Origin of the sequence: Saccharopolyspora gregorii (assembly GCF_024734405.1) — a bacterium.
Lineage (GTDB): Bacteria > Actinomycetota > Actinomycetes > Mycobacteriales > Pseudonocardiaceae > Saccharopolyspora_C > Saccharopolyspora_C gregorii.
In genome coordinates this window covers 524292-539500 of sequence record NZ_CP059556.1, presented here as the reverse complement: position 1 = coordinate 539500, position 15209 = coordinate 524292, and the positions used below count along the sequence as shown (strand labels likewise).

20 protein-coding genes are annotated in these 15209 nt (G+C 67.9%); 14 read left to right on the top strand and 6 right to left on the bottom strand.

What is annotated here, in order from left to right; all coding sequences use genetic code 11:
* The first annotated feature begins 76 nt into the window (after nucleotides 1–76).
* The gene (locus tag H1226_RS02450) at nucleotides 77–706 is read left to right on the top strand and encodes a superoxide dismutase (protein WP_224962331.1); all 630 of its coding nucleotides are present in this window, start codon (nucleotides 77–79) and stop codon (nucleotides 704–706) included.
* A 242-nt stretch (nucleotides 707–948) separates the two neighbouring features.
* On the opposite strand, the gene H1226_RS02445 is transcribed toward H1226_RS02450, so the two are convergent.
* The 3 genes from H1226_RS02445 to H1226_RS02435 form a co-directional block, all read right to left on the bottom strand.
* Entirely contained in the window at nucleotides 949–2175 is a 1227-nt protein-coding gene (locus H1226_RS02445; RefSeq protein ID WP_255614925.1) for an MFS transporter, read from the bottom strand.
* 268 nt (nucleotides 2176–2443) lie between these two features.
* Complete coding sequence (locus tag H1226_RS02440; protein WP_224962335.1) at nucleotides 2444–2830, bottom strand: MarR family winged helix-turn-helix transcriptional regulator; 387 nt, start codon at nucleotides 2828–2830, stop codon at nucleotides 2444–2446.
* Between the two features lie 385 nt (nucleotides 2831–3215).
* Entirely contained in the window at nucleotides 3216–4823 is a 1608-nt protein-coding gene (locus tag H1226_RS02435; protein ID WP_258345513.1) for an NCS2 family permease, read from the bottom strand.
* Between the two features lie 44 nt (nucleotides 4824–4867).
* Between H1226_RS02435 and H1226_RS02430 the strand changes: the two genes are divergently transcribed.
* The 11 genes from H1226_RS02430 (at nucleotide 4868) to H1226_RS02380 (ending at nucleotide 12892) form a co-directional block, all read left to right on the top strand.
* Nucleotides 4868–5173 carry a DUF2530 domain-containing protein gene (locus H1226_RS02430; RefSeq protein ID WP_224962770.1) on the top strand — a complete coding sequence of 102 codons (306 nt, stop codon included), beginning with the start codon at nucleotides 4868–4870 and terminating at the stop codon, nucleotides 5171–5173.
* Between the two features lie 84 nt (nucleotides 5174–5257).
* Nucleotides 5258–6049: an ESX secretion-associated protein EspG gene (locus H1226_RS02425; RefSeq protein WP_258345507.1), complete on the top strand. Its 792-nt coding sequence runs from the start codon at nucleotides 5258–5260 to the stop codon at nucleotides 6047–6049.
* A 148-nt stretch (nucleotides 6050–6197) separates the two neighbouring features.
* The gene (locus tag H1226_RS02420; RefSeq protein WP_258345505.1) at nucleotides 6198–6551 is read left to right on the top strand and encodes a hypothetical protein; all 354 of its coding nucleotides are present in this window, start codon (nucleotides 6198–6200) and stop codon (nucleotides 6549–6551) included.
* 10 nt (nucleotides 6552–6561) lie between these two features.
* The gene (locus tag H1226_RS02415; RefSeq protein WP_258345502.1) at nucleotides 6562–7128 is read left to right on the top strand and encodes a DUF3558 domain-containing protein; all 567 of its coding nucleotides are present in this window, start codon (nucleotides 6562–6564) and stop codon (nucleotides 7126–7128) included.
* 36 nt (nucleotides 7129–7164) lie between these two features.
* Nucleotides 7165–8436, top strand: coding sequence for a PPE domain-containing protein (locus H1226_RS02410; RefSeq protein ID WP_258345500.1), 1272 nt, complete (start codon nucleotides 7165–7167; stop codon nucleotides 8434–8436).
* 128 nt (nucleotides 8437–8564) lie between these two features.
* A complete protein-coding gene (locus H1226_RS02405) occupies nucleotides 8565–9131 on the top strand; it encodes a DUF3558 domain-containing protein (protein WP_258345491.1) in 567 nt (188 codons plus the stop codon).
* Nucleotides 9132–9206: 75 nt separating this feature from the next.
* A complete protein-coding gene (locus H1226_RS02400; protein WP_258345489.1) occupies nucleotides 9207–9782 on the top strand; it encodes a DUF3558 domain-containing protein in 576 nt (191 codons plus the stop codon).
* Nucleotides 9783–9953: 171 nt separating this feature from the next.
* The gene (locus tag H1226_RS02395) at nucleotides 9954–10508 is read left to right on the top strand and encodes a DUF3558 domain-containing protein (RefSeq protein ID WP_258345488.1); all 555 of its coding nucleotides are present in this window, start codon (nucleotides 9954–9956) and stop codon (nucleotides 10506–10508) included.
* 253 nt (nucleotides 10509–10761) lie between these two features.
* Nucleotides 10762–11286, top strand: coding sequence for a DUF3558 domain-containing protein (locus H1226_RS02390; RefSeq protein WP_258345487.1), 525 nt, complete (start codon nucleotides 10762–10764; stop codon nucleotides 11284–11286).
* A 163-nt stretch (nucleotides 11287–11449) separates the two neighbouring features.
* On the top strand, nucleotides 11450–12016 hold the full coding sequence (locus tag H1226_RS02385) for a DUF3558 domain-containing protein (RefSeq protein ID WP_258345486.1): 567 nt from the start codon (nucleotides 11450–11452) through the stop codon (nucleotides 12014–12016).
* A 321-nt stretch (nucleotides 12017–12337) separates the two neighbouring features.
* The gene (locus H1226_RS02380; protein WP_258345485.1) at nucleotides 12338–12892 is read left to right on the top strand and encodes a DUF3558 domain-containing protein; all 555 of its coding nucleotides are present in this window, start codon (nucleotides 12338–12340) and stop codon (nucleotides 12890–12892) included.
* Between the two features lie 55 nt (nucleotides 12893–12947).
* On the opposite strand, the gene H1226_RS02375 is transcribed toward H1226_RS02380, so the two are convergent.
* The 3 genes from H1226_RS02375 to H1226_RS02365 all read right to left on the bottom strand — a co-directional run bounded on the left by H1226_RS02375 (nucleotide 12948) and on the right by H1226_RS02365 (nucleotide 14065).
* Nucleotides 12948–13274, bottom strand: coding sequence for a hypothetical protein (locus tag H1226_RS02375; protein WP_258345483.1), 327 nt, complete (start codon nucleotides 13272–13274; stop codon nucleotides 12948–12950).
* Between the two features lie 217 nt (nucleotides 13275–13491).
* A complete protein-coding gene (locus H1226_RS02370) occupies nucleotides 13492–13716 on the bottom strand; it encodes a hypothetical protein (protein ID WP_258345481.1) in 225 nt (74 codons plus the stop codon).
* A gap of 124 nt (nucleotides 13717–13840) precedes the next feature.
* Entirely contained in the window at nucleotides 13841–14065 is a 225-nt protein-coding gene (locus H1226_RS02365) for a zinc finger protein (RefSeq protein ID WP_225044382.1), read from the bottom strand.
* Nucleotides 14066–14181: 116 nt separating this feature from the next.
* On the opposite strand from H1226_RS02365, the gene H1226_RS02360 reads away from it, so the two are divergent.
* Complete coding sequence (locus H1226_RS02360) at nucleotides 14182–15030, top strand: helix-turn-helix domain-containing protein (RefSeq protein WP_309148776.1); 849 nt, start codon at nucleotides 14182–14184, stop codon at nucleotides 15028–15030.
* Nucleotides 15027–15206 carry a DUF397 domain-containing protein gene (locus H1226_RS02355; protein ID WP_258345477.1) on the top strand — a complete coding sequence of 60 codons (180 nt, stop codon included), beginning with the start codon at nucleotides 15027–15029 and terminating at the stop codon, nucleotides 15204–15206. Before H1226_RS02360 ends, H1226_RS02355 begins: the two co-directional genes overlap by 4 nt.
* The last annotated feature ends 3 nt before the right edge of the window (nucleotides 15207–15209 follow it).

Genomic DNA, 15209 nt, shown 5'->3' with positions numbered 1-15209 from the left:
CAGCCGCCCAGCTGTTGCCACTAGATTGCAATTGCTAGAGACTGCTGACAGCGATACGCGCACAGGGAGACGCTCCATGGCTCAGTACGTGCTGCCCGAGTTGGACTACGACTACTCGGCGCTGGAGCCCGCGATCTCGGGTGAGATCAACGAGCTGCACCACAGCAAGCACCACGCGACCTACGTCAAGGGCGCCAACGACACGATCGAGAAGATCGCCGAGGCGCGGGACAAGGGCGACTTCGGGTCGATCGTCGGCCTGGAGACGACGCTGGCGTTCAACCTGGCCGGGCACTCGCTGCACCTGGTGTGGTGGAAGATCCTCTCGCCGAACGGCGGGGACAAGCCGACCGGCGAGCTGGCGGCGGCCATCGACCAGGACTTCGGGTCGTTCGACAAGTTCCGCGCCCAGCTGGAGGCCGTGTCGACCACGATCCAGGGCAACGGGTGGGGCGTGCTGGCGTGGGACCCGGTGGGTCAGCGGTTGATCACGCAGCAGCTGCGGGACCACCACTCGAACCTGTCGATCGCCACCACGCCGCTGCTGGTGTTCGACATCTGGGAGCACGCCTACTACCTGCAGTACAAGAACGTGAAGGCGGACTACGTCAAGCAGTTGTGGAACGTCGTGAACTGGGACGAGGTCGGCAAGCGGTTCGCCGACGCCCGCGCCGGTTACAACGGACTGCGCCTGCCCACCGCCTGAGCCTTCCCGCGGCCGCGCGGGACCACGGACCGGCGGTGGATGCTCCGACAAGCGAAGCTGCCGACACTTCGGGGCCTTCCTCCGGGAGGGCCCCGAAGTGCTGTCCGACCCCCGACCTGCCCGTTCGGCCTCGGACGGGAACGGGCCCCGAACGCGAACGAGCCCCGCCTCCCGGAGGAGACGGGGCCCGCTCTGTTCCCGAACTGACTGCCGCTCCCACCACGAAGCGGACATGTATTAGGTTAGCCTAACCTCCCAGGGTCCGCAACCCCCGATCTCCGGCGGCGCAGCAGCACCCCGCACACCACCGCCGCGACCAGCGACGCCAGCCCGCCCAGCAGCAGCGGCGACCGCGGGCCCAGCACCTCGGCCAGCCAGCCCGACGCGAGCCCGCCCACCGGTTTCCCGCCGAGGAACAGCAGCATGTACAGCCCCATCACGCGACCGCGCATCGACGGCTCCACCGCCAGCTGCACCGTGGAGTTCGCGCTGGTCGTGAAGGTCATCACCGCGACCCCGACCGGCACCAGCATCACCGCGAACGACCAGTACGACGGCATCAGCGAACCGACCGCCTCCAGCAGCCCGAACGCACCCGCCCCCAGCACCATCAGCCGCAGCCGCGACCCGGACCTCCTGCTGCGGCGAGCGGCGAGCGTGGCGCCGGAGAGGGTGCCGACGGCGAGCATCGTGATCAGCAGCCCGTAGCCGTCGGCGTCGCGGTCGAACACGTTGCGGGCGATCACCGCGAAGGTGCTCTCGAAGTTCATGCCGAAGGTGCTGACGCAGAACACCAGCACCATCACCGCCACCAGGTCGGGGCGCCCCAGCACGTAGCGCAGCCCCGCCCGCACCTGGCCGCGCTCCTTCGGCACCGGTTCGCTGCGGTGCAGCCGCGCCACGTTCATCAGCAGCAGCCCACCGACCACGGCGGCCGAGCTGATGCCGTTGGCGATGAACACCCACCCGGTGCCGATCGCGGTGATGAGCAGCCCGGCGATGGCGGGCCCGACGATCCGCGCCAGGTTGAACGTCATCGAGTTCAGCGCAACGGCGTTGGTGAGCTGCGCGGGGCCGACCATCTCGACGACGAACGACTGCCGCACCGGCGCGTCCACCGCCGCGAAGCAGCCGAGCACGAAGCACAGCGCGTACACCTGCCAGAGCTGCGCCGAACCGGACACGTCGAGCAGTCCGAGCAGCAGCCCGCAGGCACCGAGCGCCGTCTGGGTGGCGACCAGCAGCCGCCGCTTGTCGAACCGGTCGGCGGCGGTGCCCGCCCACAGCGTCAGCAGCAGCGTCGGCAGGAACTGCAGCGCGACGGCCACGCCGAGCGCGCCGGGGCTGCCGCCGGAGAGCTCCAGCACGAGCCAGTCCTGCGCGGCCCGCTGCATCCAGGTGCCGGTGAGCGAGACGACCTGGCCCGCCGCGTAGTAGCGGTAGTTGCGCACCCGCAGCGAGCCGAACATGCCGCCGCCGGTGCCGGTCTCCCCGGCCGGCGGTCCGCCGGGCCGCTGGTCGCCGTCCGGCCCGGGGTCGCTCTCCTGCCCGGGGTCGCCGGGCGGACCTCCGGCCCGCCCGCGAGCGGCCGCCGGTTCCGGATCACCGGCGCGCGCGGCCGCGGACGCACCGGGGAGTGCGCCGAGCTCGCCGGTGGACGTGCGGCTCGCACCGGCCGGGTCGGACCCCGACGGGTGCGGCGATTCCTCTGGCACCGCCGACGTGCTCAGCTCCCTCCTAGCGCTGCGAGATCCGTTCCATGATCTCGGCCGCGTGACTCAAGGTCGCGCGTTCGTCCCTGGTGAGTTCGGCCAGCTGGACGTCCAGCCAGCGCTCGCGGGCGGAGATCTCCTCTTCGATGCGGGCGCGGCCCGCGTCGGTGAGGTCCACGACGGCCTGCCGCCCGTCGGTGGGGTGCGGGGTGCGCACCACCAGGCCGAGGCCTTCGAGCGCCGCGATGACCCTGGTCATCGAGGGCGGCTGCACGCCTTCCTTCGCCGCGAGCGTGCCCGGAGTCATCGCCCCGGCCTTGTAGAGGCAGGACAGCGCGGACAGCTGGGAGAGCGTGACGACGGAGTCGGTGCTCTGCGCCCGCAGCCTGCGGTTGAGGCGGACGGAGGCCATCCGCAACCGGGTGGCCAGCGTGCGCTCCCGTTCAGCGATCTCGGACACGTCGTTAGTCTACCAAACTACTTGACGACATTTCGGACATTCGGCCCGCTGTCGGGCGCGATGCGCGGAGCATAGTGCCCGCCCCGCCCCGCACGACCCCGGAACGCCCCTTTTTCCGATCTCCAGGAGCACCCGCAAGCCCTAGCACCGTCCTGTCAGCGGCGATGAGCGGAGACCCAGCAAGCAACCGGACCACCCGCGGGTTCTCAGCTGCCTTCTCACGAGGACAGCGTTTTCTCATGTGGCGGAGCCACCTGCGAAAACGATCCCGCAGCGAGAAGGCAGCTGAGGTTCCGCCACCCGACCACTGACGCGGCAGAAGCGGGGACCCCGGACGTCAGGCGAACAGCGCGGAGACCGGGTCTGCGGCGAAGTAGAGGACGAACGCGGCCGACACTACCCACATCAGCGGGTGCACCTGCCGGACCCGGCCGGTGGCGGCGTGCAGCAGCACGTAGCAGATGAACCCGACCCCGATGCCGTTCGCGATCGAGTAGGTGAACGGCATGACGACGATGGTGAGGAACGCGGGCAGCGCCTTGGCGAAGTCGGACAGGTCCACGTCGCGGATCTGCCCGAGCATCATCGCGCCCACCACGACCAGCGCCGGAGCCGCCGCTTCCACCGGGATGACGCTGTAGAGCGGGGTGAAGAACATGGCCGCGAGGAACAGCAGCCCGGTGACCACGTTCGCCAGCCCGGTGCGCGCACCCTCGGCGATGCCGGACGCGGATTCCACGAACACCGTGTTGGAGCTGGCCGACCCGACCCCGCCCGCGACGGCACCGACGCCTTCCACCGCCAGCGCCTTGCCGATGCCGGGCAGGTTGCCCTTGCGGTCGGCGAGCCCGGCCTCCTTGCCGAGGCCGGTCATGGTGCCCATCGCGTCGAAGAAGTTCGCCAGCACCAGGGTGAACACCAGCATCGCCGCGGCCAGCGCGGGCAGCCGCGTCCACGCGCCGAACGAGATGTCCCCGACCAGCGACAGGTCCGGCAGCCCGAAGATCTCCGCGGGCGGCGCCGGGTAGCCGAGGTTCCAGCCGTGCGGATCGGTGCCCTCGGACGGGCCCGCGTGCACCAGCGCCTCGACGACGATCGCCACCACCGTGTTGATCACGATGGCGATCAGGATGCCGCCGCGCACCTTGCGCGCCACCAGGATCCCGGTGAGCACCAGCCCGAACGCGAACACCGCCGTCGGCCACGACGCGATCGAACCGTCGATGCCCAGCCCCACCGGCACCGTCGTGTTCGCCGCGTCCGGCAGCCTGCGCACGAACCCGGCGTCGACGAGCCCGACGAAGCTGATGAACAGGCCGATGCCGACCGCGATCGCCGCCTTCAGCTCGGGCGGCACCGCGTTGAACACGGCGGTGCGGAACCCGGTGGCGACCAGCACCAGGATCACCAGCCCGTCCACCACCACCAGGCCCATCGCCTCCGGCCAGCTGACCTGCTGGGCGATGGTGACGGCGAGCAGCGTGTTGATGCCCAGGCCCGCCGCGATCGCGAACGGGTAGTTCGCCACCAGGCCGAACAGCAGCGTCATCACCCCGGCGACCAGCGCGGTGCTCGCGGCGACCTGCGGCACCGTCAGCACGTGGCCGAGCACGTCCCGCTTCGCCGTCGGCGAGTCCGCGGAGTAGCTGCCGAGGATCAGCGGGTTCAGCACGATGATGTAGGCGACGGTGACGAAGGTGACCAGCCCGCCCCGCAGCTCCCGGCTCAGCGAGGAACCGCGCTCGCTGATCTTGAAGTACCGGTCCAGCACGCCGGTCGCCGCTCCGGTGCGCGCCGACCCGGCCGCGTCGGCACCCGAGGAGCTCGCCCCCGGACCGCTCCGCTCCGCGACCGGTTCCGGAGCGCCTTCGCCGGAACTACCCAGCGGTTCTTCCGCGCCACCGCTCGACCCCGCGCGCGGATCGTCCGGATTCCTGTCCGCCATCACTACCTCACCCCGCTCACGACTACCGGGGTAGCCTGCCCGACGTGGCCGAAGACAGCGCACGCACCCCCTCCTCACCAGCGACGACACCACCCGAACCGGCGCACACCGTGCCCGCGCTGCCGCGCAGGCTGGCCCAGCCGACACCGGTGGTGCTGGCCGGGACCGCGCTGTGGCTCGTCGGCGTCGCGCTGTTCGCCGCGACCGCGCCCGGCGGCATCGAGTTCTGGACCTGCGTGGCCGGCTTCGCGCTCGGCCTCATCGGCTACGGGGTGTTCCGCTGGCAGCGCTCCGCGTCACGCCGCGGATCGCGCGGCGCGTGGAAGGGGCTGTCGGGGCTCGACGGCTAGTTCCGATAGCGGAAAGCCACCTTCCCCGACTCGGCCGTTCGCTAGTCTGCTGCTCGCGAAGTACCGACAACTGGGGAGTTGCGCGTGGCATCCAAGCTCGATGTCGATCGCCTGGAATTCGTGGTCCTCGTCAGCAGGGCAGGCCTGAAGCGGATGCCGCCGGTCCTGCAGTACAGCCACTACGGCACGCCGGTGCAGGACATCAACGCCGAACTGGACGCCGCCGACGCGCGATGCAGGCAGCGCGGCCTCATCGACCGCGCGAACCAGGTGAACGACGAGGTGTGGGACCTGATCGGGGTCTACGGTTCCACCGCCGTCGAGTTCGACCTGCGGTTCTCCGCGCAGAAGGGCACCGAGCTGCGCGCCGCCGTCTCCCAGTCCGGCCGGGTCGCGGTCCGCAGCGTGATGCACGGCGACCGCTACGTCTTGGAGCGGGTCCGCCCCGAGGACTCCGTGCCCGCCCTGGTCTCGGTGCTGCCCGACCACCCGCCGGTGAAGATGAAGCCGGTCAACGTCGACCTCCGCGAGCTGCGCGCCGTGATGGCCGACGTGGAGAAGAAGGGCATCACCGACCCGCGCGCCGTCGAACAGGGCCTGCGCGGCCGCGGGGTGGACGTGGCGCACTTCCGCAAGGCCACCGAACTGCTCGACGGCACCAAGCTCGGCGCCGGGCAGATCGGCGTCACCGTGTGGAACGCGCAGCGCAAGGAGTTCCGCGGCGACCACACCGTGCAGGTCATCGACGTCGAAGGCGGCCGGGTCTCCGTCTACAACTCCGGGAACCAGCGGATGGTCGCCGGAGCCGACGTCGGCACCTTCCGCCGTGTCCTCGGCGACCTCACCGGTGCCGCGCAGCGCCGGTCGGTCTGGTGACTCCCGCCGCTGGGCCGAACGCGTGATCCGGCCCGCCCGCGGGGAACGAACGGCGGCCGGAGACCGTCGTATCGGTGCACCGCACACCCGTGATCTGGCAAGCTACTGGCCGATCACGGAGCTACGTGACACTAGGGGGTAAGACAGCATGGCCACCATCAACACCACCGTGAACAACGGGGGCGTGACGTCGGGGGCGTCGTTCTCCGTCGACACGGACGCGATCCCGGGCATGATCGCGAAGTACGAGGATGCTCGGGACGAGTTGGACAAGATACTCCAAGCGGTGAGCCGCTCGGGCTTCCTCAAGCCTCCGGGCGACGACGAGGTGAGCAAGAGCGCCGCAGAGTCGATCAAAAAGCTCATGGGGAACTCGGAGGGTGGCATCACCCAGGTCGTCACGGGTGCCCGCAAGCACATCCAGAACCAGATCGATCAATTGAAGGCCGCCCAGCGGGACTACCGATCCGCGGACGACGCGGCCACTCCGAACCAGGCGTAAGGACTTTTCCGTGCTACGACGCACCAGCGTGCTCGCCGCATCCTTCTTCGCGGTCACCGCGATCTCCTCGTGCGCAGTCGGCGGAGGTGGGGAACAGCCCCCGCAGGCCGCGCCGAGCAAGGAGAACGTCGACCCCGCACTGGCGGTGCAGAACCCGAAGAACCTCAAGGGTGTCCAGGATGCCTGTCAGCTGCTCACGGCCGAGCAACGAGCAGCCCTCCAGGTGGACGGACAGACCGAGCAAGCGGACAGCGAATACCAGGAACCGGCGTGCGATATCAACGGTGATGTCCTCAACACATCGATCGCCATCAACACGAACCACGGTGGCATGACGGCTGCCCACGCCCGCAAGGACAACTTCGACAACTTCGAACCCACCGAGGTCGCCGGATACCCGGCGGTTCTGGTCAACTTCTCGGACACGTTGTGCACGGTCGCGGTCGGTGTCTCCGACACCCAATCCGTCGACGTCTATTACGCCAAGAACTCCGGCGGCACACCCGAGATGGACGACGCCTGCGGCTACGCCGAGAAGATCGCTGCCGAGGTCCTCAAGAACATTCCTCCCGCCTGATCCGAGATCGGGCGACTAGACGAAGGACGCTGCGACATGACCGCCCCCATCGTGATCGGCGTTGCGCTCGTGACGCCGATCGATTCCGGCAACGTCGACGAGATCATGAAGAAGGTGGGGTTCAACCACCCCGAGAAGTACAAGCAGATCACCGAGGGCGCCGGGCCGGACGAGATGTCCCGTGCCGCCGATGACCTGAAGGGTTCGATCAGCGAGCACTTCGGCAACGCCATGGAACTGCTCGAAACCGCGAACCGCGATGCGAACGTGGCGTGGGAGGGCAAGGCCGCCGAGCAGTTCGGCAACTCGACGAAGCCGATGACGAGCTTCCTCACCAACGCCCAGTCGACCTCGCAGGCCGCGGGTGAGTCGATCGACCGCCAGGTCGACGGGTTCCTCACCGTCCGGAACTCGATGCCGGAGCCGAAGCCGGTCGACGCGACGGACAACCTCCTGGAAAAGGGCGGTGCCTTCCTCGTCGGCGGTGAGACCGACCTGCAGCAGCAGGAACGGGAGGCCACTGAGGCGGCCGAAGCCGCGAAGCAGACGTACGAGACCTACGACAGCACCATCCGCCCCGAGGTCCAGAACCCCCCGCGGTTCGACCCGCCGCCGACGCAGAACGGCGACGGTGGCCAGAGCTCCTTCGACCGCAGCGGTGCGATCAACTCGCCGATGGGTGTCGGGGCCGGCGGCTCGCCGGGTGCGGGCGGCGGTACCGCGGGTATCGGCGGTGGTAGCGGCGCAGGATTCGGGCCTGGTGGTTCAGGTCCGTCCGGTAGCGGTTCGTCGTGGTCGCCCGGTGGCGGCGGCGGTGCCGGTGGCTCGTTGCCCGGCGGCATCGGTGTGCCCGGCGGCCCTGGCGTGGGTTCCGGACCTGGTGGCGGCGGTGTCGGCGGTATCGGCGGCGGCTTCCTGCCGGGTGGTCCCGGCGGGAGCGGCGGCGCGGGTGCGGGCGGCCGAAGCGGACTCGGGTCCGGCGGTGCTGGTGGCCGCGCGGGTTCCGGTGGCGCGGGTGCCGGCTCGGGCGGCCGCGCGGGAGTCGGTGCCGGCGCGAACCAGCCGGGTGCCGGTGGCCGTGCGGGCATCGGCACTCCGGGCGCGGGTGGCGCGGCCGGTGGTGCGGGCACGGGCGCTGCCGGTGCGGGCGGCCGCGGTGGCGCGGGTGCGATGGGCGCCGGTGGCGCCGGGCGCGGTGCCAAGGGCGCCGGGGACGAGGACCAGGAACACGAGAGCTGGCTGGAGGAGCAGGACGACGTGTGGCTGAACGACATGCCGCGCACCGCTCCCCCGGTCTTCGGCGAGTGACGGTCCCCGCCTGACCGAGAACTCGGCCGCGCACCGACTTCGGTGCGCGGCCGTTCTCGCGCGGCACCGAAGTCGGCGAACCTCGGTGCCTTGCTGCCCAACAACTCGAATGCAAGGACGGCAGAGCAGTGCTTCGACGAGCGATCCTGGCTGCGACTTCCCTGGTCATCGCCGGAGGTATCTCGGCATGCGGCCTCACCGGTGGCGAACGGCCCGCACCTGAGAGCTCGCCCGAGCCCCAAGGCGGCGGCGATCCGGCACTCGCGGTCGAACAGCCCAAGACGGTCGCAGCGGTCACCGATGCTTGCCGGCTGCTCACTCCAGAACAGCTGAGCACGCTGGGCGCGGAGAACAACGGAGAGGCCGACACGACCACCTTCGGCGAGCCCAAGTGCGACTGGAGCACCGACGCGTTCGCGTTCTCAGTCGGCCTCTACGTCAAAACCGGTGGCGGTGCGGAACAGATCTACCGCAGCGCCGACAACCACGACAACTTCGCACCGACCCGCATCGGTGAGTACCCAGCGGCCCGGGTCAACGCCCAGTCGAGCACGTGCAGCGTCGAAGTGGGCATCTCCGACAGCGAATCGGTCACCATCGACTACACCAAGTACTCCGGCGGCACCCCGGAGATGGCCGACCCCTGCGGCTACGCCGAGAAGATCGCAACGGAAGCGCTCAATGGCATCCCGTGAGCCGGGCCGGAGGTTCCGACCGCCCGTTCGATGAAAGACACACCCGTTCCGCAAACCAGGCATGAGGACCTTGTCGTGTTACGACGTACCACTGCGCTGACCGCATCATTTTTCGTGCTCACCACGATTTCCGCTTGTGCCGTGGGACAAGGCGGAGGCGGGAAGCAGTTCGAACCGTCAGGTTCCCAGGAGGCGGTCGATCCCGCGCTGAAGGTCGATACCCCGAAGAACCTGAAGGGCATCACCGACGCCTGCCAACTACTGACCCCAGAACAGCTGAACCAGCTCGGCACCAGCGAACCAGAGATCGAGCCTTCCACGAACCCGCAGTACCAAGAGCCCAGCTGCGACATCTCAAGCGACGCGTTGAAGATCACGATCGACATCAACACCGAGCACGGTGGCATGACCGCCGCGAACGCTCGGGCGAGCAACTTCGAGAACTTCGAAGCCACCGAGGTGGACGGGTACCCCGCCGCGCAGGTCAACGCCGCCGGCAACCTGTGCACGATCCTCACCGGCGTCGCCGACGACCAGTCGATCGAGATCTACTACGCGAAGAACTCGGGCGGAACACCGGAAATGGAAGAACCCTGCGGCTACGCGAAGAAGATCACCGCTGAAGCCCTGAAGAACATTCCGACCGCCTGATCAGCGCATCCAACGCTGTTCGTCTCGTCGCAAGCAGTGAACGAAGCCGAGAGGCATCTCCAAGGCCAGATCGATCAGCTCAATGCAACGTTGCATGACTACCGGTCCGCGGACGAAGCAGCTACCCCGAATCAGGCGTAAGGAACCAACACCGTGCTACGACGCGCTCGCATGACCACCGTTTCACTACTCGCCCTCACCACCCTCTCTGCTTGCGCCGTCGGAGGTGACCCTTCCGCGGAGAGCCAGAACGGGCCCGCCCCCCGCAACGGGGCAGATCCCGCCCTCGCGGTGGACAACCCGAAAAATCTGAAAGGCATCGCCGATGCCTGCCGGCTCCTGACTCCCGATCAGCGCACGCAGCTGGGCGTGAGCGACGACAGAGATTTTGAATCGCTCACGAACGACATCTACCAAGAACCCAGCTGTGAAATCTTCAGCCACGCTTACAACGCTATGATCGACATCAACACCAACAATGGCGGAATGGCGAAGTTGCACGCAGGAAAAGGCAAGTGGGACAACTTCACCCCGACAGAGGTCGCCGGATATCCCGCCGTGCGACTGGATGCGCAGAGCATACTCTGCCGCGTGCACGTCGGGATCGCGGATGATCAGTCCCTCGAGATCTACTACTCCAAGAACGCCGGGGGCACTCCAGAAATGGACGATCCGTGCGGTTTTGCCGAGAAGATCGCAGTGGAAGCACTCAAGAACGTTCCTTGACCTAGCAGGACGACGTGTGGCTGAACGACATGCCGCGCACCGCTCCGGTGCGCCACCGTTCGCGTCCAGCACCGACGTCGGCGGACAAGGAGCAGGAGACCTAGCACTGTTGAACAGCCCGACATGAACGGACAGCAACCTCACTCAGCGAATGGCCGCCGTTCGGTGGGGAGATCGCCCGCTTCTTCTAATCAGATGTGAGGTTTTACTCGTGTTACGACGTTGTGGCCTGGTCGCAGCATCTTTCGTCGCGTTGACCGCGATCTCCTCGTGTGCGCTCGGCGAGGGCGGAGAACAGCCCTCTCAGGCAGCACCGAGCGCGGAGAACATCGACCCCGCTCTGGCGGTGCGGAACCCGAAGGACCTCAAGGGGGTCACGGATGCCTGCCAGCTGCTCACAGCCGAGCAACGAGCAGCCCTCCAGGTGGGCGGACAGCCCGAGCAGGCGGACAGCGAGTACAAGGAACCGTCGTGCGATATCAGCGGTGACGCCCTCGGCACATCGATCGCCATCAACACGAACCACGGTGGTATGACGGCCGCGCACGCCCGCGAGAGCAACTTCGACAACTTCGAGCCCACCGAAGTCGCCGGATACCCAGCAGTGCTGGTCAACTTCTCGGACTCGTTGTGCACGGTCGCGGTCGGTGTCTCCGACACCCAATCCGTCGATGTCTTCTACGCCAAGCACTCCGGCGGAACACCAGAGATGGACGACGCCTGCGGCTACGCCAAGAAGATCGCCACCGAAGTCCTCGAGAACATCCCGCCTGCATAACGGGAACGGCGTGGACCGGCCGCGCACCGGCTCCGGTGCGCCACCGTTCTCGTCCGGCACCGAAGTCGGCGGCGGCCGCTCCCCGCGGTGCTGGAAGCTGCGCAACAGGATTACCGGTCCGCCGACGACGCGGCCACCCCAAACCCAAGCATAAGGATTTCCCGTGCTCAAACGCACCATCGTTCTCACCGCATCCCTCCTCGTGCTCACCGGCGTCTCCTCGTGCGCAGTCGGCGGCGGAGGTGAGCAGTCTCCGCAGGCCACGCCGAGCGAGGAGAACGTCGATCCCGCGCTGGCGGTGAAAGATCCCAAAGATCTGAAGTCGGTCCAGGACGCGTGCCAGCTGCTCACATCCGAGCAGCGGACCACGCTCAAGATCGAAGGTGCCCCCGCCCCACGGGACAGCGAGTTCAAGGAACCGGCCTGCGAATTCGACGGCAGTGCGTTCACCACCGCTCTCGACATCAACACGAATGCCGGTGGCATGACGGCAGCTCACGAGCGGAAGGACAACTTCGACAACTTCGAGCCGACCGAAGTTGCCGGCCATCCCGCCGTGAAGGTCAATTTCTCCGACAACCTGTGCAACTTGGCGGTCGGAGTCTCCGACACCCAAAGCCTCCACGTCTACTACGCGTTGATCTCCGGGGACTCCCCTGAGATGGAGGACACCTGCGGGTACGCGAGCAAGATCGCCGCCGAGGCGATCAAGAACATTCCCCCGGCCTAGCCGGGAACTGACAACATCGGTGTGCCTGGCGGTCCTGGCGTGGGTCGGTGTCGGCGGCGGCTTCCTGCCGGGTAGTCCTGGCAGCAGCGGCGGCGCGGATGCGGGCGGCCGGTGGTGCCGGCATGGACGCTGCCGGTTCGATAAGCGATTGATGAGCGATTTCGGCTGCGACGATCAACCAGGAGTTGCCTTGCATACTCAACGCAGCCGAAAACCACTTGGAACCACTCCCACCCGCAGTGAACGAATACCGTGATTCCGCCGATGCCACAATCCCGACGCAGCCGTAAGGACATCAGGAACATGCTTCGCCAAGCCAGCGTGACCGCCGCAATCGCCCTTGCACTCGCGGCACTGACTTCATGCTCTGTCGGGTCAGGGATTTCCACCGGACCATCGCCCGATTCAGCACCGCAGCAGTCGGTCGATCCGGCTCTCCGGGTGACCGACCCCAGGGATCTCACCGGCGTCCAGGACGCGTGCACCTTGTTGAATCCCGAGCAGCGAACGCGCGTGGGCGCAGGGGACGCCGAGTTCACCACCACGACGAACGAGTACGGCAACTCGACGTGCGAAATCTTCGGCGACGCCTTCAACGCGGCGGTCGACATCGACACCAACCACGGCGGCATGACCAACCTGAACAGCAAGAAGGACAACTTCGACAACTTCACGCCGACCGAGGTCTCCGGGTACCCGGCCGCCGAGCTGAATGCGGAGTCGACGGCCTGCAAGGTGAGCGTCGGAGTCGCGGACGACCAATCGATCGAGGTTGACTTCTCCAAGAACTCCGGTGGATCGCCAGAGATGAACGATCCCTGCGGATACGCGAGCAAGATCGTCGTGGAGGCGTTGCGGAACGTCCCGCCTGCATAACGGGAACGGCGTGGAGCGGCCGCGCACCGGCTTCGGTGCGCGGCCGTTCTCGTGGTCAGGCCAGGTTTCGGATGATCTGCCAGGCGGCGGGTTCAAGGAGCCGGGCCGGGTCGCGCGGCGGTTCGTGGGTGGTGTGCAGGGTGACGGTGGTCTTCCCGGTGCGGAATTCGAGCCGCGAGTCCCCGTTGAGGTCGGTGAGGCAGGTGTCGCCGTCGTCGAAGGCGGCGGGTGTGCCGTAGTGCACGGCGGGGTTGCCGGGCGTCAGCTGGAGGAGCCGCTCGGATCCGCGTTCCGGCCGGTCCGCGTCCGCGCCGTGCAGCGCGACCACGACTGCGGTGAACAACGCCAGCACGACGATGCCCGCGAGGATCGAGAGGAGCACCGGCAGCGCCCCGCCGCGGCGGGGCGGTCGCTGCCGGCGCGAGGGCGGCGGGGACCAGCCCGGCGGCGGCGAGTTCGCGGGCGGTGGGGGTGGCGGTGTCATGTCGAGTCCGAATCTCGCGAGTGGTGGTCCTTGATCAGCTCAGCACGAACCGGACCGCAGGCCGAGCGGAAATGCCGGAAACCGCAGGTGCGCGGCAGAAATCGCCATCTCGCTATTAACAGTCGATCGTTCCGGTGAACGGGACGATGCGGTGATCACCAGTGCGGGCGGTGGTGGCGCAGACCGAGCAGGTCGGCCGCTCATCGCACGGCACGACGTCGGCCGGGTCGGCAAGCACCCCGCAGCTCCCGGCGATCTCGCCGGAGCCGGCGACCGGGACGAGGTGGTTCTGGTAGCCGAACGCCACCCAGCAGCGGGCGGGCACGTCGTGCGGGTCCATGCGGATCTCCTCGGGTGGAGGGTGACCGGGCGGGCGTCGGGGAGGTGTGGCCGCCGCCCGGCCACCCGTGCGGACCGGTGTGGGGTCGGGGGTCACCACGACCGGGCCGCGTTCGGGGGCGCGCTCAGCGCGCTCGGTCCGCCAGCTCGCGCCAGCAGTCCATGCAGGTCGGTTCGCGGATCCAGTCGATCTCGTCGGCGACCCGCTGCAACTCGTCGGTGCGCACCACGACGCCACACAGCGCGCGGGTCAGCTCGCCCGGCTCGGAGCTGCGCGCGTCCAGGCCGAAGGCGTGCCGTCCACTGCTCACCGGCTGCCACCGCCCCACCTTCGCCCCATCGGCCAGCATGTTCGCTCCTCACGTTGGATGCCTTACGTCGATGTAGATAGTCTGTTACATATCCTGCAAGTCTTGCAAGATCCACGATTGGGGGAACAAGGAGCCGGGATGAGCTCACATAAGCTGTGCAAGTGTCGAATACCTCCCGAGCCAGAGCGCTAGCCAAGGAGCTCCGAGCCGCTCGGCAAGAAGTCGGCTTGTCGATGAAGCTCGTCGGTCAGCAACTCGGCTGGTCCGAGGCCAAGGTGAGCCGGGTCGAGAACGCGAAGCAGGGCATCCAAGAAGCGGACGTGTCCGCGATGCTCGCCGTCCTGCGCGTTACCGGTTCCGACCGCGAGCGGTTGCTCAAGATGGCCCGCGAAATCGATCAACCAGCGTGGTGGGAGCTCGGACGTTCACTGCCGGAACAGCTGACCGCCCTGATCGACGCGGAGCAGCGCGCCGTCCGCATCACCGACGTGACCCTTAACCTGTTGCCCGGCCTGCTCCAAACCCGCGCGTACACCCGGGCCGTGATGGAGGCCAGCGGCCTGCCCGCGGACGAGAGCGACGCGATGGTCTCGATTCGCCAAGTGCGCCAAGGAATTCTGAGCAACAGCGATCCGACGGAGCTCCGCTGCCTGATCGACGAAGCCGCGCTCGTCCGCCCGGTCGGTGGTCCGCGGGTGATGGCCGAGCAGCTTCGGTGGATCGTCTCGTCCGCTGCTCAACCGAACATCTCGGTGCAAGTCCTCCCATTGGCGTTGGGCGCGCACGCGGGACTCGCCGGGACGTTCGTCCTGCTGGAGTTCGTCAAAGCACGCGACGTGATCTACCTGGAAGCCCGGAGTTCAGGGGCATTCATCGACGAACCGGAAGACGTCGCGCTGTTCACCGATGCAGTCTCCCGGGTTGAGACACTCGCCTTCTCGCCATCGGCCTCGACCGAGATACTTGAGCAGTACATACGCAAGTACGAGAGCGAGGCGGCATGAAGGCCGGATTAGTCGGGTGGCGGACGTCCAGCCACAGCGGTCCGCAAGGTAACTGCGTGGAGGTCGGTGGTTCGCTTGCTGCGGTCGGCGTCCGGGACACGAAGGACCGCGACGGCGGCACCTTGGTGTTCGACCGGCGCGCCTGGCGCAGCTTCCTCGACTCGCTGCGCCGCTGACCG

Bases quoted from the DNA above. Each gene is read 5' to 3' on its own strand.
- H1226_RS02440 (WP_224962335.1), bottom strand. From the start codon at position 2,830: ATGGCCTCCGTCCGCCTCAACCGCAGGCTGCGGGCGCAGAGCACCGAC.
- H1226_RS02355 (WP_258345477.1), top strand. From the start codon at position 15,027: ATGAAGGCCGGATTAGTCGGGTGGCGGACGTCCAGCCACAGCGGTCCG.
- H1226_RS02450 (WP_224962331.1), top strand. From the start codon at position 77: ATGGCTCAGTACGTGCTGCCCGAGTTGGACTACGACTACTCGGCGCTG.
- H1226_RS02435 (WP_258345513.1), bottom strand. From the start codon at position 4,823: ATGGCGGACAGGAATCCGGACGATCCGCGCGCGGGGTCGAGCGGTGGC.
- H1226_RS02445 (WP_255614925.1), bottom strand. From the start codon at position 2,175: ATGTTCGGCTCGCTGCGGGTGCGCAACTACCGCTACTACGCGGCGGGC.
- H1226_RS02410 (WP_258345500.1), top strand. From the start codon at position 7,165: ATGACCGCCCCCATCGTGATCGGCGTTGCGCTCGTGACGCCGATCGAT.
- H1226_RS02395 (WP_258345488.1), top strand. From the start codon at position 9,954: ATGACCACCGTTTCACTACTCGCCCTCACCACCCTCTCTGCTTGCGCC.
- H1226_RS02365 (WP_225044382.1), bottom strand. From the start codon at position 14,065: ATGCTGGCCGATGGGGCGAAGGTGGGGCGGTGGCAGCCGGTGAGCAGT.
- H1226_RS02420 (WP_258345505.1), top strand. From the start codon at position 6,198: ATGGCCACCATCAACACCACCGTGAACAACGGGGGCGTGACGTCGGGG.
- H1226_RS02370 (WP_258345481.1), bottom strand. From the start codon at position 13,716: ATGGACCCGCACGACGTGCCCGCCCGCTGCTGGGTGGCGTTCGGCTAC.